This is a genomic window from Streptomyces sp. NBC_00986, assembly GCF_045162565.1.
GTDB lineage: Bacteria > Actinomycetota > Actinomycetes > Streptomycetales > Streptomycetaceae > Streptomyces.
The window spans coordinates 2,644,773-2,667,797 of record NZ_CP108733.1; the positions used below are offsets into that span (position 1 = coordinate 2,644,773).

General features: G+C 67.8%; 14 protein-coding genes. 5 read left to right on the top strand and 9 right to left on the bottom strand.

From position 1 onward, the window contains the following. Window positions 1-8 precede the first annotated feature (8 nt). From OG504_RS11565 to OG504_RS11585, 5 genes are read right to left on the bottom strand one after another with little or no spacing between them, the layout of a single operon-like run. A complete protein-coding gene (locus tag OG504_RS11565; RefSeq protein ID WP_405989731.1) occupies window positions 9-2,075 on the bottom strand; it encodes a PQQ-dependent sugar dehydrogenase in 2,067 nt (688 codons plus the stop codon). Then, window positions 2,072-3,442, bottom strand: a complete 1,371-nt coding sequence (locus OG504_RS11570; RefSeq protein WP_405989732.1) for a glycoside hydrolase family 27 protein — start codon at window positions 3,440-3,442, stop codon at window positions 2,072-2,074. The genes OG504_RS11565 and OG504_RS11570 overlap by 4 nt, the downstream gene beginning before the upstream one ends. Then, on the bottom strand, window positions 3,439-6,657 hold the full coding sequence (locus OG504_RS11575) for a glycosyl hydrolase family 28 protein (protein ID WP_405989733.1): 3,219 nt from the start codon (window positions 6,655-6,657) through the stop codon (window positions 3,439-3,441). Before OG504_RS11575 ends, OG504_RS11570 begins: the two co-directional genes overlap by 4 nt. A 24-nt stretch (window positions 6,658-6,681) precedes the next feature. Further along, entirely contained in the window at window positions 6,682-7,467 is a 786-nt protein-coding gene (locus OG504_RS11580; RefSeq protein ID WP_405989734.1) for a Tat pathway signal sequence domain protein, read from the bottom strand. Window positions 7,468-7,471: 4 nt separating this feature from the next. Continuing rightward, window positions 7,472-8,647, bottom strand: coding sequence for a glycoside hydrolase family 105 protein (locus OG504_RS11585; RefSeq protein WP_405989735.1), 1,176 nt, complete (start codon window positions 8,645-8,647; stop codon window positions 7,472-7,474). 495 nt (window positions 8,648-9,142) lie between these two features. Between OG504_RS11585 and OG504_RS11590 the strand changes: the two genes are divergently transcribed. Next, on the top strand, window positions 9,143-9,979 hold the full coding sequence (locus tag OG504_RS11590; RefSeq protein ID WP_405989736.1) for an aldo/keto reductase: 837 nt from the start codon (window positions 9,143-9,145) through the stop codon (window positions 9,977-9,979). 199 nt (window positions 9,980-10,178) lie between these two features. Next, complete coding sequence (locus OG504_RS11595) at window positions 10,179-10,871, top strand: glycoside hydrolase family 75 protein (RefSeq protein WP_405989737.1); 693 nt, start codon at window positions 10,179-10,181, stop codon at window positions 10,869-10,871. 56 nt (window positions 10,872-10,927) lie between these two features. Here the strand turns inward: OG504_RS11595 and OG504_RS11600 are convergent, their stop codons facing one another. Together OG504_RS11600 and OG504_RS11605 are read right to left on the bottom strand one after the other, a co-directional pair. Further along, window positions 10,928-11,632: an SDR family oxidoreductase gene (locus OG504_RS11600; protein ID WP_405989738.1), complete on the bottom strand. Its 705-nt coding sequence runs from the start codon at window positions 11,630-11,632 to the stop codon at window positions 10,928-10,930. A gap of 101 nt (window positions 11,633-11,733) precedes the next feature. Next, window positions 11,734-12,621, bottom strand: coding sequence for a class I SAM-dependent methyltransferase (locus OG504_RS11605; protein WP_405989739.1), 888 nt, complete (start codon window positions 12,619-12,621; stop codon window positions 11,734-11,736). Between the two features lie 124 nt (window positions 12,622-12,745). On the opposite strand from OG504_RS11605, the gene OG504_RS11610 reads away from it, so the two are divergent. After that, window positions 12,746-13,531: a phytanoyl-CoA dioxygenase family protein gene (locus OG504_RS11610; RefSeq protein ID WP_405989740.1), complete on the top strand. Its 786-nt coding sequence runs from the start codon at window positions 12,746-12,748 to the stop codon at window positions 13,529-13,531. 88 nt (window positions 13,532-13,619) lie between these two features. Here OG504_RS11610 and OG504_RS11615 read toward each other — a convergent pair whose 3' ends face one another. Beyond that, a complete protein-coding gene (locus OG504_RS11615) occupies window positions 13,620-15,335 on the bottom strand; it encodes a glycoside hydrolase family 6 protein (protein WP_405989741.1) in 1,716 nt (571 codons plus the stop codon). A gap of 65 nt (window positions 15,336-15,400) precedes the next feature. Further along, window positions 15,401-16,882, bottom strand: a complete 1,482-nt coding sequence (locus OG504_RS11620) for a cellulase family glycosylhydrolase (protein ID WP_405989742.1) — start codon at window positions 16,880-16,882, stop codon at window positions 15,401-15,403. 277 nt (window positions 16,883-17,159) lie between these two features. Here OG504_RS11620 and OG504_RS11625 point away from each other — a divergent pair, with 277 nt between their 5' ends. Both OG504_RS11625 and OG504_RS11630 read left to right on the top strand, forming a co-directional pair. Continuing rightward, window positions 17,160-20,078, top strand: a complete 2,919-nt coding sequence (locus OG504_RS11625; protein WP_405989743.1) for a glycoside hydrolase family 48 protein — start codon at window positions 17,160-17,162, stop codon at window positions 20,076-20,078. A 246-nt stretch (window positions 20,079-20,324) separates the two neighbouring features. Continuing rightward, the gene (locus OG504_RS11630) at window positions 20,325-22,991 is read left to right on the top strand and encodes a cellulose binding domain-containing protein (protein ID WP_405989744.1); all 2,667 of its coding nucleotides are present in this window, start codon (window positions 20,325-20,327) and stop codon (window positions 22,989-22,991) included. Window positions 22,992-23,025: the final 34 nt, after the last annotated feature.

Genomic DNA, 23,025 nt, shown 5'->3' on the forward strand with positions numbered 1-23,025 from the left:
CCCCTTCCCTAACCGATGTTCACCCGGAAGATCTTGTCGGAGCCGTCCGGCTGGCTGCCGTTGTTGTCGCAGTTGGTGGTCGACAGCCACAGCTGGTCGGCGCCGGGGACCTTGGTGACCGTGCGCAGGCGTCCGTACGTTCCGACGTAGTACGCCGTCGGGGTGCCGACGCTCTCGGTGTCTCCGTTGATCGGTACGCGCCACAGGCGTTCGCCGCGCAGGGACGCCATGTAGACGACGTTGCGGACGATGGCGATCCCGCTGGGCGAGGCCTCGTCGACGTTCCAGGTGGCCTTGGGGTTGGTCATCCCGGCGACGCTGCAACTCCCCTCGCAGGTGGGCCAGCCGTAGTTCGCGCCCGGCTTGATGAGGTTGAGTTCGTCCTTGGAGCTGTTGCCGAACTCCGCTTCCCACAGGCGGCCGTTGCGGTCGAAGGCGAGACCCTGCGGGTTGCGATGGCCGTACGAGTAGACGTAGTTGCCGAACGGGTTGCCGGGGGCCGGTCTGCCGTCCGTCGTCATGCGCAGGATCTTGCCGTTGAGGGAGGTCTTGTCCTGGGCGAGGTCGGGTGTCTGGGCCTCGCCGGTCGAGACGTAGAGGTAGCCGTCGGGTCCGAAGGCGAGGCGTCCGCCGTTGTGGTAGCGGTTCTTCTTGATGCCCTGGAGGAGGACCGTGTAGCCGGTGAGGGTGGTGCCGTCGTACGTCATGCGGACGACGCGGTTGCCCTCGGACGCGGTGTGCATGAAGTACACGTAGTGGTTGGTGGCCCACTTCGGGTCGACGGCGACGCCGAGCAGGCCGCCCTCGCCGTTGGTGGTGACCGCGTTGGGCACGGTCCCGACCTGGGTCCGGGTGCCGTCCTTGGCCGTCTTCCAGACCCGGAAGTCGTCCCGCTCGGTGACGAGGGCGCTCTGGCCGTCGGGCATCCAGTAGGTGCCCCACGGGATGGTCCAGCCGGTGGAGAGCGTGGCGATCGACGAGGGGACACCGCCGTCGGTCGCGCAGGCCTTCGTGGTGAAGGCGACGGTGTTGCTCTGCTCCGAGAGGTTGCCGGCCGCGTCGCGTGCCACGACGTTCAGCGTGTACGGGCTGTCGCAGGCGAGTCCGGTGAGGGTGGTGGAGGTGCCGGTGGTGACCGTCTTGTAGACGGTATCCGCACTGCGGATGTCGTATGCGATCACCGCGCGGTCGTCCGTCGACGTGCCCCAGGTGAGGTCGACCGTATTCGATGTGATGTCGGCGGTCGACAAAGTACCGGGCTTGGTCGGTGGGGTGGTGTCCGAACTGGGTTTCGTCGTGCAGTCGACGACCGGGCTGGCCGGTGAGGTGTTGCCGGCCGCGTCCCGGGCGATGACGGTGAGGTCGTAGGTGGTGTTCGGCGCGAGCCCGGTGAGGACCTTGCTCGTCGAACTCCCGGGCGCCTCACCGATCTTGTTGCCGTGCTCGTAGAGGTCGTACGCCGTGACACCCACGTTGTCGGTCGAGGCGCCCCAGGTCAGCGTGAGGGCGTCCTCACCGATGTCCGAGCAACTCGGCTGGCCCGGACGGGTCGGGGCCTGTGCGTCGGTCGCGGTGCCGACGCCGATGCGGTCGAGGTTGGGGCCGCCGTTCGCGGTGGTCGCGGTGGCCCGGATCTTGTCCGTGCCGGCGGTCAGCGGGACGTTCACGGTCTTCGTCGCCCAGGTGTTCCAGTCGGCGGTGGCCGGGAAGGAGACGGCGGGCGCTACGACCGTGCCGTTGACGGAGATGTCCAACGGGCGGTCCACGGCGGTGCCGTTGGCGTAGCGAAGGGCGACCGACGCGGTGCCGGCGGCGGCCGCACTCACCGTGAACTCCACATACGAACCAGTCACGTTGGTGTAGTCGACGAAGCCGGTGCCCGTGTAGCCGGTGTGGTTGGTGGCCACGGTGCCCTGGACGACGGTGGCGTCCTCGGCCTGGTAGTCGGTGGTCGCCGCGTGCGCGGCGGGGCCCGTGAGACCGGCGAGCGGCACCGCGAGCGCCAGGGTGAGGGCGAGGGAGAGAGCCGGGGAGAGGCCCCGTGCGCCCCGCGCCGGTGTTCTGCCGCGTGTCATGAGTGCCCCCTCAGAGCGCTGTCGGCCGGGTTCACACGGATCAGGCGGGTCTCGCCCGGCCGTAGGGTCGCGCTGTACGAGTCCGCGATGGCGCCCTTGTGGGAGCCGGACCAGAGGTCGGTGACGTCGCCGGAGCCGGTGAAGCCGATCTGCGACCAGTTCACGGAGACCGTCGCGCTGCCGGACGTACCGGTGTTGAACAGAGCGACCGCATAGGAGCCATCGCTCTCGCGCTTGCTCCAGACCTGCTGCACGCCGCTGTTCACCACGCGTTTCGCGGCGACGCCGTCCTGATCGACGCCGATGAGGCGGTCGTTGGTGAGCATCGCCTTGTCGACGGGGTCGAGGTGGGTGACATCGGTGCCGAGCAGCAGGGGCGAGCCCGCCATCGCCCAGAGGGTGAAGTGCGAGCGCCGCTGGTCGGCCGTCAGGCCCACCTGGTCGCCGTTGCCGACCTCCAGGGAGTCCAGGTCGTTCCAGCCGCCCGGCCCGGCGTACGGCTGCCAGGAGGCGGCGGTGTTGAAGCGCGCGGAGACGTGCGACCAGTCGGTGAGTGGATAGCCACTGCCGTTGGCGCCGGGTCCGCAGTAGCACTCGACGTCGCCCTGGGTGCGCCAACTGTTCGCCAGCGAACGCCAGGTGGCGGCGTCGGCGATCGGAAGGTTGTTGGAGAGCGCGAAGTTGACGGGCCGTCCGCTCGCGCGCAGCGCCTTGTCCCAGGCCTGGACGTCGGGGATGTCGGCGCTGCCCACGCCGTCGATCTTCAGGTAGTCGACTCCCCAGGAAGCGAACTGTTTCGCCCACGAGTTGACGAACTCCTGCGCGCCCGGCTTCCCGTAGTCGATGTAGTACATGTTCTTGCAGTTGTAGTTCTTCTCGGTCCTGCTCGTGTCCGCGATGTCCTTCGCGTGGTAGGAGGTGCCCTCGATCGGGGTGTTCGCGGTGACCGCGTTCTTGGCGATGCCCGGGGTGACGTAGAAGCCGAACTTCAGTCCCTTGGAGTGGATGTAGTCGGCCAACGCCTTGATCCCGGACGGGAACTTGGCCGGGTCGACGGCCCAGCGGCCGTAGGAGTCGACGGTGAAGCCGTTGGCGTCGCACTTCTGCCAGAAGTCGTCGAGGTTGACGTACACGAAGCCGTGGTTCTTGAGGCCGCTCGACACCAACGCGTCGGCCTGGGCCTTGATCTTCGCCTCGGTGGGTGTGCGGCGGACGTAGCTCCAGCTGCTCCAGCCCATGGCGGGGCGGGTGGACTGGCCGTTGTCGGAGGCCGCGGCCGAGGTCGGGCCGCTCAGGAGGGGAAGCGCGGAGGCGGCCAGCAGACCGGCGAGCGCTGCCACGAACGGCCTGGGTCCGATATGTGTCATGACGATCCCCCGGGGGTCGCGTAGGACGTGCCGATCCAGGCCTCGTCGATCCGCAGCCGCTTGTAGCGGGTGGTGTCGGTGGCGGCGGCCCAGGTGGAGTCGACTTCGAGGCGGACGTAGCGGGCGTTGGCCGCGGTGAGGTCAATTCCCTGGATTCCGCGGCGACTTGGCAGCTGGCCGGTCTTGACGGCACTCCCCCAGTTCGTGCCGTCGTTGCTCAGGAACACCTTGTAGTCCTTGATGCGCGCCGACTGTTCGGTGTCGGAGCGGGCGTAGGCCACGGAGTCCTCGCGCTGGTTGAGGCCGATGTACTGCGCCCTCTTCGAACTGCCCAGGTCGAAGGTGAGGTTGACCGGCAGGGTCTTGCCGTTGTCCCAGTAGGTGAGGTAACTCCCGTCCCCTGCGGCCGAACCCGCGTGCCCGCTCGCCGAGGCGCTCGCGCTCACGGTGACGCCGGACAGGATGCCCTGGCGGCCGGCGGTCGTGACCTTGAAGACGGTGTCGTACGGGTCCCAGCCGCCGAGCCCGCTGAGCGTGAGCACGCCGCCGGACTGGGACCACGAAATCGCCGCGCCGGTACGGAGGTTGGTGACGGAGGCGATGCGGTAGCCGTTGTCGCGGATGCGCAGGGTGCTGGTGCTGGGCGGGGTCAGGACGTGGATGTACTGGAGGTCCGGGTCGGTCCGGCTGATGGTGGTGACGCCGTGGGCGCCGTCGTTCCAGAAGCCGGGTTTGAGGCCGCCGTACAGGTAGCCGCCGCCCTCGGTGCCGTGCAGGGATTCCCAGATGGGGTCGAGGTAGGAGTCGGCGAAGGTGTTGAAGGCGGCCTGGTTCGCCGGGAATCTGCCGTTGACCTGGGCGGTCTCCGCCATGAGCGCCTTGACCGAGGAGCCGGCGTTGGTGACGAGGCGGCCGAGGGTGAGCGCGCGGTCGACGGACGGGTCGGAGCCGTCGTACCACCAGGCGCCGGTCGACGGGAGCTTGAAGTCGGCTTCCGTCAGGCGGGGTTGTGCGGTGTACACAGCCTGCGGGTAATCGTATGCGGGCGACATTCCCGTCTTCTGCTCGTTGCTGATCATGTCCATGATCGGCGTGTCCTCGTTGTTGTTGCTGAGCGTGTAGTTCGGGCGCTTCTGGTAGATCTGCTGGTACAGGTCGTGGCTCTCCCAGTACGCGTTGTCGTTGTCGATCCAGAAGCCGCCGAGGTCGGGATAGCGGTCCATGACCTCGAAGAAGTTGTCGTAGCTGAACTGCCCGAAGCCGTCGCGGGTGGTCAGGTCGACGTTCTTGCCCTTGTAGGCGGAGTAGGCGGCCGAGTCGAGCCACTCGTGGCCGCCCTCGTCGTGCCACTGCGGGTCGTCGGTCATGTAGAGGACGACCTTCATGCCCTTGGCCTTCGCCGCCGTGATCAGTTCGCCGAGGAAGTCCCGCTTCGTGGAGCAGGATCCGGGGATCTTCGAGGGCCACGGGCGGGCGTAGCCGAGGCGGCTGTGGAAGGTCGCCAGTACGAGGTATTGCGTATGCAGTTTCCGGGCCTCGTTCACCCAGTAGTCCGGAGTCCAGCCGCCGTTGGTGACATCGCTCTCCCAGCCGGTGCAACTGGTGTGGGCGGGCGCGGTGCGCAGACCCCAGTGCAGGAAGAGGCCGCCGACGGAGTTGCGGAGGAAGTCCTGGCGGGGGTTCTCCAGGTCGCGGGGGCGGGCGTTCGCGGTCGTGCAGTTCTCGGTGGAGCCGGTGCTGGACACGCGCGGCGAACCGGCGCCGCTCACGCAGTAGCCGTTCACGTCCTGGAAGCCCAGGTCGTACGGCGAGTTGGAGCCGCGCTGGGCGGTGAAGCCCGTGAACCGGATGCCGCTCGCCGCGTTGGCGACGACCGCCGGCCGTCCGTCGTCCGCCGCGAACTTCACGGAGCTGTCGGTGAATTGGACGTTGTCGGCGTTGTGCAGATACCAGCCGTAGGCCGGCCGATTGCCGATGGCCTTCGGGTTGTAGTCCTTCGGGTCGTTGGCCGGCACGCCGGTGGACATGGTGCCGTTGCCGCCGGGGACGGTGATGTTGACGTTCGTGAACGTGATCCCGCTGATCCGGTGACCGGTCTCGCCCCACAGAGTCGGACTGAACGAGGGGCTGTTGCCGGTGGCCGTGATGTTGTCGTAGGTGACGTCGCTGATCGAACCGACGCCCGGACTGTTGCCGCAGCGCTTTCGGGTGCCGATCTTCTCCATGATCGGTGAGTGGACGCCGGTCATGGTGATGTCGCGGTAGTGGACGTCGGAGATCTTCGCGCCGTCCATGGAGACCATGCCGAGGCCGGACTTGTCGGCGCCCTCGATCCGGATCTTCTGGAACTGGTAGTCCGTGAAGTCGCCGCAGGTCTCGGAGCCGAACATGAGAGCGTTGCAGCACTTGGCCGACAGGTAGGAATCGCTCACGCGCACATGGCCGTTGGGGAGTTTGGCGCCGAGCGCGTAGTCGCTCTTGAAGACGAGGGCGTCGTCGTTCGCCTTGATGCTGGCGTCGGTGACGGTGACGTTCGTCGTGGAGATGATGTTCCAGCCGTCGCGGTCGCTCGCGGTGTCGATGGTCAGGTGGTCCGAGGTGACGTTCGTGCAGCCGTTGACGAGCGCGGCGAAGTGGCCGCCCCGGCGCAGGGTGAGTCCGTCGCCGATCCGAAGTCCGTCGCAGCGCGTCAGCGACAGGATCTTGTCGGCCTGGCCGGACTTGGGGTTGCCGGTGATCAGGTTGCCGAGCCCGTCGATGACCCCGCCGCCGACGAAGCCGATGTTCGTGAGCCGGTCGCCGTAGATCATCGCGTTGTGGAAGTGGCTGTGCCCGTAGTCCTGGTACTGGTCGTACGGGTTGGTCTCGGGGGCGTCGTAGGTGCCCGCGGACGAGCCCTGGATCGTGGCGCCGGTGTCGACCTGGAGCGTCACGTTGCTCTTCATGTGGATGGTGTTCTTGGACTTGTACGTGCCGGCGGGGAAGCGGACCGTGCCGCCGCCGGCCGAATTGGCCGCCGTGATGGCCTTGTTGACGGCCGGGGTGTCGTTGGCGGAGCCGTCACCCTTGGCGCCGTAGTCGCCGACGTCGTAGACGGTGGCGCGCGGTGCGGGAGGCGTGGCCGCGAGGGCCGAGGGGTGGGCGAGGCCGAGGACGACGGCGAACGCGAAGAACAGGCTCGCCGCCCAACTCCGTTTGTACAGGGGTGATTTCATGGGGGGTTTCATGGAGCGTGCTCCTCACACGAGCTGGTAGCCGCGGAGATCGGTGAGCAGGAGATAGGTGTCCTGCAGGGACCCGGAGGTGTCGCCGAGGGAGCGGTAGATGCCCCACTTGGGGCGCACGCGGTCGGCGAGGAAGGTGTCGACGCCGGTCTTCGTCTTGTCGATCACGGTCGTGGAGCCGGACTTGAGGGTCCAGCGGACCGAACCGGCCGTGCCGTCACCGACCTTGATCTGGAAGTCGACGTCGGTCCATGTGTCGTGGAGCGGTTCGAGGTCGGTACGGCCGACCAGGACACCGGCGATCGGCAGGTTCAGCTCGATGGTCTGCACGCCGTTCACCCGGCGCAGGGACTGCACGACGATCGGCGAGGTGCCGTTGCCGGGCTGCTTCATCTGCATGATGTGCGTGAAGGTGGTGGTCGCCTTCAGGGAGCCGGGGATGTACATCGAGTACGTGATCCGCCAGGTCTGCCCCTGGGTCCACTTGAGGTAGCCGCTGCCGGTGCGCAGACCGGTGACCTCCTGGCGCTGCCGGTCGGTCGACGTGTCGCGGTCGACGGTATGCATGTTGAAGCGCCAGTTGTCCCCGGTGACGTAGATGTGCGGGTGTCCGGCCGGGTGCGAGTCGGCGCGGTCGTCCTCGATGGTCTCGAAGGCGCCGAGGCCGTCGCCGGTCGCGGTCGGCGCCCACTTCTGCTGCCAGGAGGCGGCGTGCGCGGGGGCTGCGGCCGAGAGGCCCACCGCGGCACCGGCCGCTCCGCTCACGGCGGCCCCGAGAAGGGCCCTTCTGGACGTGCTCATGACACTAATCACCTCGCAGTTGTTCGTTCATGATCAGGAAGGCGCCCAGTCCGTGGAAGTCGTTGGTGGCCCGGGTGCGGGCGACGTAGTACGCGTAGTCGCCGACGTTCGTGCCGACGGAGATGTCGGTCAGATCGGTGCGGCCGTCGGTGCCGACCGAGAGTTCCGCGAGGACGCCCTCGTAGCCGCGCCGGGCGACGTCGGCGTAGTGCCGGTCCAGGTAGCCCTGTTGGGCGCCACGTGAGAGGGCGTAGGTGAACATGCTGGAGCAGGACGTCTCGGTCCAGTTGTCGCCGCGGGCACCCTTGTCCACGACCTGGAACCAACGGCCGGTCGCCGGGTCCTGGTACTTCTCCAGTCCGGCCGCCAACCGGCGCAGGATGCCGAGGAGTTGGAGCCGTCGCGGATGGTCGGCGGGGAGTGCGTCGAGGACGTTCGTGATGGCCATCGCGTACCAGCCGACCGCGCGGCACCAGTGTTCCGGCGCGAGTCCGGTCACCGGATCGGCCCAGCTCGCGGAGCGCGACTCGTCGTAGGCGTGCCTCAACAGGCCGTTCGCGACCTGGAGATGACTGCCGTAGACGTACAACTGCTTGGCCGCCTCGTCGTTCGTGTAGGCACTGCCGCCGAACTCCTTGCCGTACTCGACGAGGAACGGGTTCACCATGTAGACGCCGTCCGCCCAGAGTTGATGGGCGCGACTGCTGCTGTCGGCGTGCCAGAAGCCGCCGTCGCTTGTGCGCGGGTAGGTGTCGAGGCGGTCGCGGATCTTCTTGGCGGCCTTGCGGTAACGGTCCTGGCCGGTCTCGTGGTGCAGGATCACCAGGAGACGGCCGGCCTGCATGCTGTCGAGGCTGTCGAAGGACTGGCCGATCGAGCCGTCGCTCTTCACGAAACGGTCGACGTAGTTCTTGATGTAGGTCAGGTAGCGGGCGTCGTGGGTGCGTTTGTACGTGAGGTACTGGCCGTAGAGGTAGAGGCCGACCGGGTACGACCAGCCGCCGATGGTGCTCGGTGTGTAGCGGGCCGTGGTGGAGTCGACCACGGCCACGGACCAGTCGGGCGCTGCGGCCGGGCGGCTCGCCGCCACCGCCGTTTCGAGCGGCGGAGCCGCCCCGGTCAAGGTAGCGGTGGCGAGGGCTGCCGCGGTCAGGGCCGTTCGCAGTCGTCGGCGTCTCATGTTCCTCCTTTTCGTGGTCCGTTGACCGGAGACTATTGACCGACCGATCAGTCGGTACGGGCGAAGAGGCACCCGCTCGCCGCCGCAGGTCCGCACGCCGTGCGCGCCCATGGGCGACGAGGCCTTCACCACACCTTTTCATCCGATGTTTCTGGCATACGATGCACCGTCTACGGAATCCTGGGCAGCGCTCTGGTCGGGTGCGCATACCTGCTCTCCTGAGGAATGGGGGTTCTCGGAGTCACAACAGGCGCCAGCGTTCACATGTACGTATCGCGTTCACGGACGCGTCCGGCGGCGTGTTTCAGGGTTGCGGCACGACGGTCCGCGGTCAATGGTCCGGACCGAAAAAGGTCGGATGCATTTCTCGCCAATCTTCAGCGGACGGCGCCGACCCGCCGATGAGTCCGGACGGATTTCGCAGTCAGGAATGCGACACGGCCCGTGATCGTTGACGATATGAATACCACCCGACGACTGAAGGATCGAGAGCTCGTGAGCAGCAAGGTCCCCCCGATCATCCTCAACAACGGTGTCGAGATGCCCCAGCTGGGCTTCGGCGTCTGGCAGGTGCCGGACGACGAGGCGGAGCGGGCGGTGGCCACCGCACTCGAGGCCGGGTACCGCAGCATCGACACCGCTGCGATCTACGGCAACGAAGAGGGCACCGGTAAGGCCATCGCCGCGTCCGGCGTCCCGCGCGAGGACCTCTTCGTCACCACCAAGCTCTGGAACAGCGACCAGGGATACGACGCCACGCTGCGCGCCTTCGACGTCTCGTTGGAGAAGCTCGGCCTGGAGTACCTGGATCTGTATCTGATCCACTGGCCGACGCCGGCCCGGGACAAGTACATCGACAGCTACAAGGCGTTCGAGAAGCTGTACGCGGACGGCCGCGTGCGGGCCATCGGCGTCTCCAACTTCGAGCCGGACCACCTGACCCGGCTGATCGCGGAGACCTCGGTCATCCCGGCGGTCGACCAGATCGAGCTGCACCCGCAGCTGCAGCAGCTCGCCGGGCGCGAGTACCACGCGGAGCAGGGCATCGCGACCGAGGCCTGGTCGCCGCTCGGCTCGGGTCGGGGCCTCCTGGAGGTCCCGGCGATCGTGGCCATCGCCCAGAAGCACGGTCGCACCCCGGCTCAGGTCGTGCTGCGCTGGCACATCCAGCTCGGCAACGTGGTGATCCCCAAGTCCGTGACGCCGTCGCGGATCAAGGAGAACATCGAGGTCTTCGACTTCAGCCTGGACCCCGAGGACCTCGCGGCGATCAGCGCGCTGAACGAGGACCGGCGACTGGGTCCCGACCCGTCGACGTTCAACGCGGCCTGAATCCAAGATACTTGGACTGAACCCCAGGTAGCGCGAGCGCCCCGGAGCCTGTCGGCTCCGGGGCGCATCGTTTTTCCCTGCCTATTTCCGTGCCGCCGGCCCACTTGGTTCGTACCAGGGTCTTGACGCGGGCATGTCGTCGGGGCCACCTTGTTGCGCACCCGGTAAGGAAACTTTCCTAACAGAAGGGTCCCCCACAGTGCGCATGCGAACACTGACCCTCGCCGCGGCCTCAGGTGCCGCCCTGCTCGCCGCCGGAGTGCTCCCCGCGAGTGCCTCCGGCGCCACCCCCAAGTCGGCGCAGGAGGGCTCGGTCAGCGCGGCCGACCTGCTCTCCAAGGTGACGTCCTGCTCGCAGATATCGAACGGCAAGTACCGTACGGACGACGAGACTTCGGCCACCATCCCGGTCTGCGGCAAGAACGGCGCCGTGTTCTGGAAGGCCGACATGGACATCGACTGCGACGGCCAGCGCACCTCGAAGTGCAACGAGAACGCCGACCCCTGGTACCAGGACGACACGGCGTTCCACCAGTCCAACGGCCAGCCCCTGAAGGCGGATTCACTCCCGTACATCGTGGTGCCCAGCTCCAGCAGCATCTGGAAGTACTCCAGCTACGGCATCAAGGGCGGCGGCGTGGTCGCCGTCGTCTACAACAACAAGGTCGAGTACGCCGTCGTCGGCGACACCGGCCCCACCAACATCATCGGCGAGGCCTCGTACGCCACGGCCAACGCCCTCGGCATCGACCCCGACCCGGCGACGGGCGGCGCCGACTCCGGCGTGACGTACATCCTGTTCAAGAACTCGACGGTCTCCCCCATCGAGAGCCACAGCGCGGCGGTCTCGCTGGGCGACCAGCTGGCGAAGCAGTTCCTGGCGAACAACTGACGTACGGATGGGGCCGGTTGCCGCTGTCCGTAGCGGCAACCGGCCCCATGCGTTTGTCAGTTGGGCTGCCCGATCGGCCGTACGACGACGGTGTTGATGTCGACGCCGGCGGGCTGGCGGATCGACCAGAGGATCGTGTCGGCGATCTGGTCGGCGGTGAGGAGATGGCCGGGCGGCAGGCTGCCGTTGCCGTCCCAGAACGGGGTCTCCACCCGACCCGGGGCGACCAGCGTCACGCCGATACCGAACTCCGTGACCTCGCGCCGGGTGTTCTCGGCGAGACCGGTCATCGCCCACTTGGTCGCGCCGTAGATGTTGCCGGGGGTGTGCACGAACCCGGCGACGCTGCCGATCAGCACGATCCGGCCGTGCGTCTGCTTCAGCGCGTCGACGGACGCCCGGATCAGCAGGGCGGGACCGAGGACGTTGGTCAGCACCATCTCGGTCCACCCGGCGGGGTCGCCCTCGGCGACCGAGTCGTGCGTGGCGATACCGGCGTTGGCGACGACGGCGTCGAGCCGCCCGAACTGTTTGAGCGTCGTCTCGACGGCGGCCTGCACCTCGTCGTACTCGGCGGCGCTGCCGGGGATCGTCAACAGGCCCTCGGGGTTGCCCAGTTGGGCGGCGAAGTCGTACAGGCGCTGCTCGCTGCGGCCGGTGACGGCCACCCGGCCCCCGGCGCTGAGGAGTTGACGGGCGACGGCGGCGCCGATTCCGCTGCCGCCGCCGGTTATGAGCGCGACGTGAGAGTTGTCGTTCATGGTGATGGTCCCCCCGTGGGTCGGTGAACTCCGCGCAGTCGGAGGGGCAGTTCATCACCTTGAGCAGGCTCGAAGTCAAGCCGCCGAGATCACGGGCCCGTTCAGTCGGCCCGCACCGCCCTGTGCACGGTGTGCGCGGCGAGCACGAACACATCGGCGCGCCGGTGCACGCTCGCCGGGTCCTCCGGGTCGACGAGCCGGCCGAGGGCGGCCCGGTCGTCGGCGTCCATCGCCTCGCCGTAGGTGTCACGCACCCGGGTCAGCCAGGTCGCGGCGTAGGTGCGGACGCGGTCGGGCGCCGGTGCGGGCAGGTCGAGGAGGAAGCTGCGGCTGCCGGTGTGCTTCAGACCGACCGACTCCAGGAGGGCGGGCCAGTCCTCGGTCTCGGTGACGGCGCCGGGGAGGTCGGCACGCATCTGCGCGAACCACTCGGCCTCGATCGCGTCGATCCGCGCCTCAAGACCCGGGCGGCCGATCCCGAAATCGCGCGGCAGGAACCGGGAGGGCAGACCGCCCTCCATGATCGCGAGGGTGCCGCCGGGCGCGAGCCGCTCCGCGAACGCGGCGAGACCGGCACGCTGGTCACCGAGGTGATGCAGACTGCGGCTGGCCCACAGGAGGTCGGCCGGGTACTCCAACTGCCCCAGAACCTCGGGCAGTTCACCGGTCAGCGTGCCGAAGCGATCGCCGAAGCCCAGCCGGTCGGCACGGGCGTTGGCCCGTTCCAAGAGCGGCTCGGAGAAGTCCACCCCGACGACCCGGGCACCCGGGAACGTCTCCGCGAACAGACACGCGACCACCCCGGGTCCGCTGCCCACGTCGACGATCAGCCCCGGATCGGTCCGCTCCTTCGCGAGCCACGCCATCGCCCGCTCGTACAACGGCGCGAACAGCTCCGCCTGGGTCTCCAGCAGGGGACCCATGACGGCCCAGTCGAGGTCGGTGTGCTCGTGGTGGTGTGCGTGCTTCTCGTCGTGCTCGTGCGCCATGGTGGTCAGCCTCTCGTCCGCGTGCCGCCAGCCTGCGCCGACGCACCGTTCGACGGCCACTTCCGTTGCCGAAGCGGCAAAAAATGGGGTGCGGAACAGGTCGTCCGTCGCCGAGCATGCCCGTATGGACGACACGGCCGACGTGATGGCGGAACGCTTCCTCGAAGACGGGTTCGTGAAGATCGAGGGCGCCTTCCCACCGCGGGTCGCCGAGCACTGCGCCCGGCTGCTCTGGCAGGAGACGGGCTACGACGCGGAGGACCCCGGCACCTGGAAGGACCCGGTGGTGTGGGTGAGCGACATGGCCCAGGGACCGTTCGCCGCGTCGGTCAACTCCCCTGCCCTGCATGAGGCGTTCGACCTCTTGGTGGGCGTCGGCCGGTGGCAGTCCCGGTACTCGGTGGGCAGTTTCCCGCTGCGCTTCCCGCACGCGACGGAACCGGACGACGCCGGCTGGCACATCGAGGGCAGCTACGTCGCGGAGGGCGCTGAGAACGAGTGGCCGTACGCGAATCTGACCTCGCGCGGCCGGTCCCTGCTGATGCTGATGCTCTACACCGAGGTCACCGAGGAGAACGCACCGACCCGCATCCGGATCGGCTCCCACCTCGACGTGCCCCGCGTTCTGGAACCGTACGGCGAGAGGGGCGCCTCGTCGCTCACGCTCGGCCCGAAGGTGGCCGAGGCATCCGCCAGGCGCCCCCTCACCTACGCCACCGGTCACCCCGGCGACGTCTACCTCTGCCACCCCTTCCTGGTCCACGCGGCCCAACCCCACCACGGCACCCGCCCTCGCTTCATGGGCCAGCCACCGCTCATGCCGGCGGCGCCCTACGAGTTGGACCGATCCAACGGCAACTATTCGGTGGTGGAGTTCGCGATCCGCCGCGGCCTGTCAAACAAGGGCTGACCCCACGCCCCTTTTTTTAGGGGCGCGGGGAACTGCACGACCAGCCACACACGGCCCGCAGCCAAAACCTCGACGGAACCAACGGCACCTACAGCGGGGGGTACGCGTTGGCCATCAGCTGCTGGAACTGAGCAGAGAACCAGTGCCCCGACAGCGGAGCGTTCGGCAGCGCACCGGACATGTTGTTCCCGTTGCGCGCGTTCCCCGTGTACGTCGGATCGCACATCCGGTCAAACCCCTTGCCCTCGTCATTGGCGATGGCGGTGCTGGACCCGTCCGACTCCCCCGGCGGCTTCATCCACACATACGCGTCGATCCCGGCGGCCGGAGCAGCCTGCGGCCGCTCACCCAGACCCGCACCGGACTGGTTGCACCAGTTCCCGACCTGGATCCGACGGTCGTAGCGCCCGCCGTCAACGTACGTGTCCACACTGGTGGTTGCACCAGGACCGGTGGGCCGAGCAGAACCGCCCCACCCATTGCGCGACGTGTCGATCAGCATGCCGATACCGGAGTTGAAGCCCACGGACACCAACTCACTGCGGAACGCCTGGGCGTACGACAGCTCGTCCACGTACCGGTTCCAGTCGACCCACTTGGACTGGCGCACGGAGACACCGTTGACGCTGTCGTTGATGGTGAAGTTGTTCTCCTTCAGGGCGCTGTAGTTGGCCGTGTTGGTGATGAAGCCGGCCACGTCGTTCACGGTCGCGCCCTCGGCGTTCGCGGCCTGGTAGAAGAGGTTCGCGGAGGGGGCGAAGTTGTCGTCCCAGCCGAGCCAGCCGTGGTGTCCGGCGTCGATGTAGTTGTAGACGTTGGGGATCGCGCCGAGCTTGTTCAGCGCGTAGCCGACGCCCTTCACGTAGTTGCCGTTGGCGAGCATCGTGTCGCACTGCGGGGTCGCGGTGGCCTTGCTGCCGGTGTTGGTCACGAGGTTGGGCAGCGAGTCGATCTCGATCGTGGTGACGATCCGCAGCGAGGCGTACTTGCTGTCGGCAAGGATCGCGGCGATCGGGTCGATGAACTCGGTCTCGTAGCGGCCGATTTCGGTCGGGCCGAGCTCACCGTTCGAGGCCAGGGCCGCGCAGTCGCGCCCGGGCAGGTCGTAGACGACGAGCTGGACGACCTCTTCGCCGGTGCCCTTCTGGGCGAGCGCCGCGTCGAGGTGGGCGCGCAGGCCCATCCCGCCGTTGACGCCGTTGATCGCGGCGATGCGGTCGAGCCAGACGCCGGTGGGCTGGTTGGAGACCCGGCTGCCGCCGGTCTCGGCCGCGGCCTTCGCGGACCACTCCGGGTTCACGTACACCTTGGCGCCCGCGTACGGGTTGTCGACCCGTGTGCCGGGATCGGTGCCGCCACCGCCTCCTCCCCCGCCGCTGCCGTCGTCGACGTTGCAGGTCACACCGTCGAGGGTGAAGGTGGTCGGCAGCGCGTTGGTGCCGCTGTAGGAGGCGTTGAAGCCGAAGCTGACCGAACTCCCGGTCCCCAGGCTCCCGTTGTAGGTCTCGTTGGCCGCCGTGACGGCGGTCCCGCTCTGGCTGATCTTCGCGTTCCAGCCGCTGGTGATCTTCTGGTTACCGGCGTACGACCACTTCGCGGCCCAACTCGACTTGGCGGCGCCGTTGTTGGTGATCGTGACGGCGGCGGTGAAGCCGGTGTCCCATTGGTTCTGCACCTTGTAGTCGACGCTGCACGGGATCGCTGCGATACCGGCGCCCACCGAGGGAGCGGCGGCGACCGCCGTCCCCGAGGCCCCGGCGACGAGCACCAAGGCAGCGAGCAACGCTGTTCTGGTACGGCTCATGAGTGCGGGTTTCCTTGTCTGTGAAGGAAGTTGGTTGCGGGTGCTGTTGGGTTGGTCGGGGGCGCCTATCCGTTGAGGGCGCGCAGATGGTCACGCAGCCCGATGCCGTACGCGGTGGGCGTACCGGCGTAGTCGGAGATCAGTGACGGACCCGCGGAACAGTCCCAGGTGTTCCAGGTCCAGCCGAGATACGAGAGCCCGCGGTCGTCGAACCACTTCATGACCTGGTCGACGAAGGCGTGCGAGCAGGTGTTCTCGCCGATCTCCCCTGCCACCAGCGGCACTTGGGCCGCGACGGGGGCGAGTGTGGAGTTCCAGCAGCTCTCGGTCGCGCAGGTGTTGAAGTTGTACACGTGGTACGCGGCGACGAGATTGCCGGTCGGATCAGTGGGCTTGTAGGCCAGCCACTGGCTCAGGTCGTTCGAGTACGCGAGCCCGCCGGCCATGATCACGTTCTTGGCGCCGGTGGACCGTACGGAGTCGACGAGATCCTGCATACCGGCGACTTCGTACCCGATGCCGGGGCAGGTGCCGCCGTCCCGCCAGCACTCCCACGCCTGGGTGGTCGTGGAGGTCGCACGGTCCGGGTAGGGCTCGTTGAACAGGTCGAACGCGACGGCCTGGTCGCCCTTGAAGGTGCTGGCGACCGAGGACCAGAACGACGGGGTGTACTGCGCGTCCGGCATCGGCTTCTGGCAGGTGGCGTGCACGTCGGAGCAGCCCGCCGAGTTGCCGGTGTACTGGCCGTAGGTCCAGTGCAGTTCGACGATCGAGGTCATGCCGTGCGCCTCGACCTTCGCCACCAGGTCCTTGACGGCGGCGATGTAGTTGGCGCCCGCGTACTCGGGCTTGATGTTGGAAAGGCCGAGCCAGCACTCCTCGTTGAGGGGAATGCGGACCACGTTCGCCTTCCAGTCGGCGATCGCCGCGACGGCCGCGTCGTCCACCGGGCCGTCCCAGATGCCGTAGCCCTGCACGCACATGAACTCGCCGCCGGACCGGTTGACGCCGAGCAGACGGCGGTTGGTGCCGTCGGCGTCCACGAGCTTGTTGCCGGAGACATGCAGTGCGGGTGCGGTGCCGCCGGTCGGCGGTGAGGTCGGAGGCGGCGACGTGGGTGGTGTCGGCTCCGCATCGACGTTGCAGGTCGTGCCGTTGAGCTTGAACGCGGACGGTACGGCGTTGCTCCCCGACCAGTTGGCGAGGAACCCGGCGCCGACGCTCGCGCCGGTGCCGAGCGCGCCGTTCCAGCTCTCGTTGGTCGCGGTGACCGTCGTGGCGGACTGGGACCACTTGGCGTTCCAGCCCTGGGTGACCTTCTGGCCGCCGGCGAAGTCGAAGCTCAGGCTCCAACTGCTCACCGGTGCCATGTTGTTGGTGATCTGCACTGCACCTTGGAAGCCGCTGTCCCACTGGCTGGTGACCGAGTACTCCACCGTGCACGCGGGAGTGGCGCCGGACGCCGTGACGACCGGAACGACCATGGCCCCGACAAGGGCGGTCGCGCCGGCGACGGCTAAAAGCATTGAACGCGGGGGGTGTCGCATGAGCGAGTCCTTGCAGCTCGGACACGTCGCACGGACGCGTCGACTGACGGATTCGCTCCCACTGGTGTCCAGGAAGGTAGCGCCAAGTGACGGTAAAGGACAGGGGAGTCACAGACTTTCGCTGACTTTCCCCCAACCCACGCTCGTCGAATCTTTTCGACTCCGTAAGCATCTTGACGGCTCTCACCCTCGTCCCCACGATGGGAGCGCTCCCACTGGTTCAAGGCTTGTTGCTGCTCCGCCCCCACTTCTCCGAGCCGCAAGGAGGAACCAGCACATGCACCCCAGAAGGAGACGCCGCGTAACGCGGAGACTCTGGACCGCTGTCGTGGCGGCCCTCGCACTTCCGGTCTCGATGCTGGCGACCGGCACAACTCCCGCCCAGGCGGCGACAGTTCAGTGCAGCGTGGACTACAAGACCAACGACTGGGGCTCCGGCTTCACCGCGGATCTGACCCTCACCAACCGGGGTACGGAGGCGATCAACGGCTGGACCCTGACGTACAACTATGCCGGCAACCAGAAGCTCAGCAACGGCTGGAACGGCACCTGGTCCCAGTCCGGCAGCGCGGTCTCGGTGACGAACGCGTCGTACAACGGGACGATCGCCGCGGGCGCGGCCGTCTCGACCGGCGCGCAGTTCAGCTACAGCGGCACCAACACCGCGCCCACCTCGTTCGCGGTCAACGGCACCACCTGCGCCGGCGCGCACCAGCCGCCGATCACCGTGCTGACCAGCCCGAATGCGGGCGCGATCTACACGCAGGGGGCGGCGGTCCCGCTCGCGGCGACCGCGGCGGCGGCCGACAACGCGACGATCAGCAAGGTGGAGTTCTACGACGACACCACGCTGCTCGGCACGGACACGAGCTCGCCGTACTCCCTTTCGACCTCCGGGTTGACCGTGGGCAGTCACTCACTGGTGGCGAAGGCCTACGACAGTCTCGGCGCGTCCGGGGAGTCGACTCCGGTCGGCATCACGGTCGCCTCGGGTCCCGCGGTGGTGGCATCGCCGGCCCAACTCGGCGTCCAGCAGGGCAAGTCGGGCACGTACGCGGTGTCGCTGTCCACGCAGCCGTCGTCGAACGTGACGGTCACGACGGCCCGCGCGAGCGGCAACACGGGGCTGTCGGTCACCGGCGGCGCGTCGCTCACCTTCACGCCGTCGAACTGGAACACCGCGCAGACGGTGACCCTCACGGCCGACGCGTCCGGCACCGGTTCGGCGTCCTTCGAGTCGACGGCGACGGGGTTCACCAAGGCGACGGTCACGGTGACCGAGCTGGCGGCGGCGAACGCGTACGACGCCCGCTTCCTGGACCTCTACGGGAAGATCACCAACCCGGCGAACGGCTATTTCTCGCCCCAGGGCATCCCCTACCACTCGGTGGAGACCCTGATCGTCGAGGCGCCGGACCAGGGGCACGAGACCACGTCGGAGGCGTACAGCTATCTGCTGTGGCTGCAGGCGATGTACGGCAAGGTGACGGGCGACTGGTCGAAGTTCAACGGCGCCTGGGCTCTCATGGAGAAGTACATGATCCCGACCCACGCCGACCAGCCGACCAACTCGTTCTACAACGCCTCGAAGCCGGCGACCTACGCGCCGGAGCTGGACACCCCGAACGAGTATCCGGCGAAGCTCGACCCCTCGGTGCCGGTGGGATCGGATCCGATCGCCGGTGAACTGAAGACCGCATACGGTACGGACGATGTCTACGGTATGCACTGGCTGGAGGACGTCGACAACACCTACGGCTACGGCGACACGCCGGGCGGCGGGTGCGAGGCGGGGCCGACGGCGAGCGGGCCGTCGTACATCAACACCTTCCAGCGCGGAGCGCAGGAGTCGGTGTGGGAGACGGTGCCGCAGCCGACCTGTGACGCTTTCAAGTACGGCGGTACGAACGGGTACTTGGACCTGTTCACGGGTGACTCCTCGTACGCCAAGCAGTGGAAGTACACCGACGCGCCGGACGCCGACGCGCGGGCCGTGCAGGCCGCGTACTGGGCCGACGTGTGGGCGAAGGAGCAGGGCAAGGGGGCCGACGTCTCCACGACCGTCGGCAAGGCGGCGAAGATGGGCGACTATCTGCGGTACGCCATGTACGACAAGTACTTCAAGAAAATCGGCAACTGCGTCGGACCGTCCACGTGCCCCGCCGGGACCGGCAAGGACGCCTCGGACTATCTGCTGTCCTGGTACTACGCGTGGGGCGGTGCCAATGACACCAGTGCGGGGTGGGCCTGGCGTATCGGGTCCAGCCATGTGCACGGGGGTTATCAGAACCCGTTGGCTGCCTATGCGTTGAGTTCGTATGCGGACCTGAAGCCCAAGTCCACTACGGGTGCGGCGGATTGGGGTACCTCGCTGTCGCGGCAGCTGGAGTTCTACCGCTGGCTGCAGTCGAGCGAGGGTGCCATCGCCGGTGGGGCGACGAACAGTTGGCAGGGGCGGTACGCGAGTCCGCCGGCCGGGACGTCGACGTTCTACGGCATGTACTACGACCAGCAGCCCGTCTATCACGACCCGCCGTCCAACCAGTGGTTCGGGTTCCAGGCGTGGTCGATGGAGCGGGTCGCCGAGTACTACCAGCAGACGGGGAACGCGAGCGCGAAGGCGGTGCTCGACAAGTGGGTGGCCTGGGCGTTGTCCAAGACCACGATCAATCCGGACGGGACGTATCTGATTCCCTCGACGTTGCAGTGGTCGGGGCAGCCGGACACGTGGAACGCGTCAAGTCCCGGGGCCAATGCGGGACTTCATGTCACCGTGGCCGACTACACGAATGACGTTGGTGTGGCCGCCGCGTATGCCAAGACGCTGACGTACTACGGCGCGAAGTCCGGTAACGCGGCGGCGAAGACGACCGCGAAGGCGCTGCTCGACGGGATGTGGGGCAACTACCAGGACAGTCTGGGGGTTGCCGTTCCGGAGACTCGCGCGGACTACAACCGGTTCGACGACAGTGTGTATGTGCCGAGTGGGTGGAGCGGGACGATGCCGAACGGGGACGCGGTCAACTCCGCTTCTACGTTTGCCTCGTTGCGGTCCTTCTACAAGAACGATCCGGCGTGGTCGAAGATCCAGAGTTATCTGGCGGGTGGGGCTGCGCCTGTCTTCACGTATCACCGGTTCTGGGCTCAGGCGGATGTCGCCTTGGCCATGGGGTCGTATGCGGAGCTTCTTGAATAGCCCCGCGAGGCGCTCCGCGGGTTGGGCGGTTGGTTTTTGGCTGCGGGTCCGTTGTGGCTGGTCGCGCAGTTCCCCGCGCCCCTGAAGGGGCGCTGCAGCCGCCCGTGTTCCCACGGAACCGCTTCGAAGCTCCGCGTGCGTGGCTCCGTCACCTGACGGCGGGGCCTACCGGCCGGGCGGCCCCCACCCGCACTGGGGGTCGCCCGGCGCTCGTGCCTTTCCACCCCGCAAGGAGAGGACTCCATCATGCGAAGAACCCGAATTCTCACGGCCGTACTCGCCCTCGCCGCCGGCCTGTTGGTGGGCAGTCCGTCCGCCCTTGCCGCGAACGCACCGAAAGTGACAGTCGCGGCCGACTCCTACACATGGCACAACGCCCGGATCGACGGTGGCGGGTTCGTGCCCGGCATTGTCTTCAACCGGAAGGAGAAGAATCTCGCCTATGCCCGGACCGATATCGGCGGGGCCTATCGCTGGCAGGAGTCGACGAAGACCTGGGCGCCGTTGCTGGACTCGGTCGGGTGGGACGAGTGGGGGCATACGGGGGTGGTGAGTCTCGCGTCGGACTCCGTCGATCCGGACAAGGTGTATGCGGCCGTCGGTACGTACACGAACAGTTGGGATCCGACGAACGGGGCCGTGCTCAGGTCGGGTGATCGGGGCGGGAGTTGGCAGAAGACGGATCTGCCGTTCAAGCTCGGTGGCAACATGCCGGGGCGCGGTATGGGTGAGCGGTTGGTCGTCGATCCCAACAAGGACAGCGTGTTGTACCTGGGGGCGCCCAGCGGGAAGGGGTTGTGGCGGTCCACCGACTCCGGGGTCACCTGGTCGCAGGTGACGAACTTCCCCAACGTCGGTAACTACGTGCAGGATCCGACCGACACGAGCGGCTACGCCAACGACAACCAGGGCATCGTCTGGGTCACCTTCGACGAGTCGACGGGTACGGCCGGCAGTGCGACGAAGACGATCTATGTCGGGGTCGCCGACCAGGCCAACGCCGTGTACCGGTCGACGGACGCGGGGGCCACGTGGTCTCGGGTGGCCGGGCAGCCCACCGGGTATCTGGCCCACAAGGGTGTACTGGATGCGGTCAACGGTTATCTGTACATCGCATACAGCGACAAGGGCGGCCCGTACGACGGGGGCAAGGGGCGGTTGTGGCGGTACGCGACCGCTACCGGCACCTGGACGGACATCAGCCCGGTCGCGGAGGCCGACACCTACTACGGGTTCAGCGGTCTGACCGTCGACCGGCAGCATCCCGGGACGGTGATGGCCACGGCGTACAGCTCCTGGTGGCCGGACACGCAGATCTTCCGGTCCACGGACAGCGGCGGCACCTGGACGAAGGCCTGGGACTACACGTCGTATCCCAACCGTGCGAACCGCTACACCATGGACGTGTCGTCCTCGCCCTGGCTGACTTTCGGCGCGAACCCGTCGCCGCCCGAACAGGCGCCGAAACTGGGCTGGATGACCGAGTCGCTGGAGATCGACCCGTTCAACTCGAACCGGATGATGTACGGGACGGGGGCGACGCTCTACGGCACGGAGAACCTGACGAACTGGGACAGCGGTGGCCAGTTCACCGTGAAGCCGATGGTGCAGGGGCTGGAGGAGACGGCCGTGAACGACCTCGCCGCTCCCCCGTCGGGCGGGGCCCAACTCCTCAGCGCCCTGGGCGACATCGGCGGGTTCCGGCACACGGATCTGACCAAGGTCCCCTCGATGATGTTCACTTCGCCGACCTTCACGACGACCACGAGCCTCGACTTCGCGGAGGCCAACCCCAACACCGTGGTACGTGTGGGCAGTGTGGACTCGGGGGCGCACATCGCGTTCTCGACGGACAACGGCGCCAACTGGTTCGCGGGGACCGACCCTTCGGGCGTGAGCGGTGGGGGGACGGTGGCCGCGGCGGCCGACGGGAGTCGGTTTGTGTGGAGTCCGGCGGGCGCGGGTGTGCAGTACGCGACGGGCTTCGGCTCGTCCTGGGCCGCGTCCAGCGGTATCCCGGCGGGCGCGATCGTCGAGTCGGACCGGGTGGATGCGAAGACCTTCTACGGCTTCAAGTCGGGCCATTTCTACGTCAGTTCGGACGGCGGGGCGACCTTCACCGCGTCGGCGGCGAGCGGACTGCCGAGCGGTGACAGCGTGCGGTTCAAGGCCTTGCCCGGTACGAAGGGGGACGTGTGGCTGGCCGGCGGGGCGAGCGACGGGGCGTACGGGCTGTGGCACACCACGGACGGCGGCGCCACCTTCACCAAGCTCGCGAACGTCGACCAGGCCGACACCATCGGCTTCGGCAAGGCGGCGACCGGCGCCTCGTACCGGACGCTCTACACCAGCGCGAAGATCGGCGGCGTACGCGGCATCTTCCGCTCGACCGACAAGGGCGCGACCTGGACGCGCATCAACGACGCCGCCCACCAATGGGGTTGGACGGGGGCGGCCATCACCGGTGACCCCAGGGTCTACGGCCGCGTGTACGTGTCGACGAACGGCCGCGGGGTCGTCTACGGCGACTCCTCCGACGCCGGCGACGGAGGCAGCGGGGGTGGTGGCGGAGGTGGCGATCCGACGCCCACGGGTGCCTGCACGGTGACGTACACGATCACGAACCAGTGGGCGGGCGGCTTCCAGGCCGACGTGCAGCTGACGAACACCGGCTCAACCGCCTGGAACGGCTGGGCACTTGGCTGGTCCTTCGCCGACGGGCAGCAGATCGGGCAGCTGTGGAACGCCGATTACGCCCAGTCGGGCGCGGCGGTGACAGCGAAGAACGTGAGCTGGAACGGCACGGTGGCGGCGGGGTCTTCGGTCGGGTTCGGGTTCACGGGGAGCTGGTCGGGGGCCAACACGAGACCCGGCGCGTTCAAGGTGGGCGACCAGGCCTGCACGGTCGCCTGAGCGCGGAGGGTGGCTGCGCGCACCGCGGCGCGCG

Excerpts from the sequence above, each read along its gene's own strand:
- OG504_RS11610 (WP_405989740.1), top strand. The coding sequence starts at position 12,746 with ATGGACGACACGGCCGACGTGATGGCGGAACGCTTCCTCGAAGACGGG.
- OG504_RS11605 (WP_405989739.1), bottom strand. The coding sequence starts at position 12,621 with ATGGCGCACGAGCACGACGAGAAGCACGCACACCACCACGAGCACACC.
- OG504_RS11615 (WP_405989741.1), bottom strand. The coding sequence starts at position 15,335 with ATGAGCCGTACCAGAACAGCGTTGCTCGCTGCCTTGGTGCTCGTCGCC.
- OG504_RS11565 (WP_405989731.1), bottom strand. The coding sequence starts at position 2,075 with ATGACACGCGGCAGAACACCGGCGCGGGGCGCACGGGGCCTCTCCCCG.
- OG504_RS11630 (WP_405989744.1), top strand. The coding sequence starts at position 20,325 with ATGCGAAGAACCCGAATTCTCACGGCCGTACTCGCCCTCGCCGCCGGC.
- OG504_RS11620 (WP_405989742.1), bottom strand. The coding sequence starts at position 16,882 with ATGCGACACCCCCCGCGTTCAATGCTTTTAGCCGTCGCCGGCGCGACC.
- OG504_RS11625 (WP_405989743.1), top strand. The coding sequence starts at position 17,160 with ATGCACCCCAGAAGGAGACGCCGCGTAACGCGGAGACTCTGGACCGCT.
- OG504_RS11570 (WP_405989732.1), bottom strand. The coding sequence starts at position 3,442 with ATGACACATATCGGACCCAGGCCGTTCGTGGCAGCGCTCGCCGGTCTG.
- OG504_RS11585 (WP_405989735.1), bottom strand. The coding sequence starts at position 8,647 with ATGAGACGCCGACGACTGCGAACGGCCCTGACCGCGGCAGCCCTCGCC.
- OG504_RS11575 (WP_405989733.1), bottom strand. The coding sequence starts at position 6,657 with ATGAAATCACCCCTGTACAAACGGAGTTGGGCGGCGAGCCTGTTCTTC.
- OG504_RS11580 (WP_405989734.1), bottom strand. The coding sequence starts at position 7,467 with ATGAGCACGTCCAGAAGGGCCCTTCTCGGGGCCGCCGTGAGCGGAGCG.
- OG504_RS11600 (WP_405989738.1), bottom strand. The coding sequence starts at position 11,632 with ATGAACGACAACTCTCACGTCGCGCTCATAACCGGCGGCGGCAGCGGA.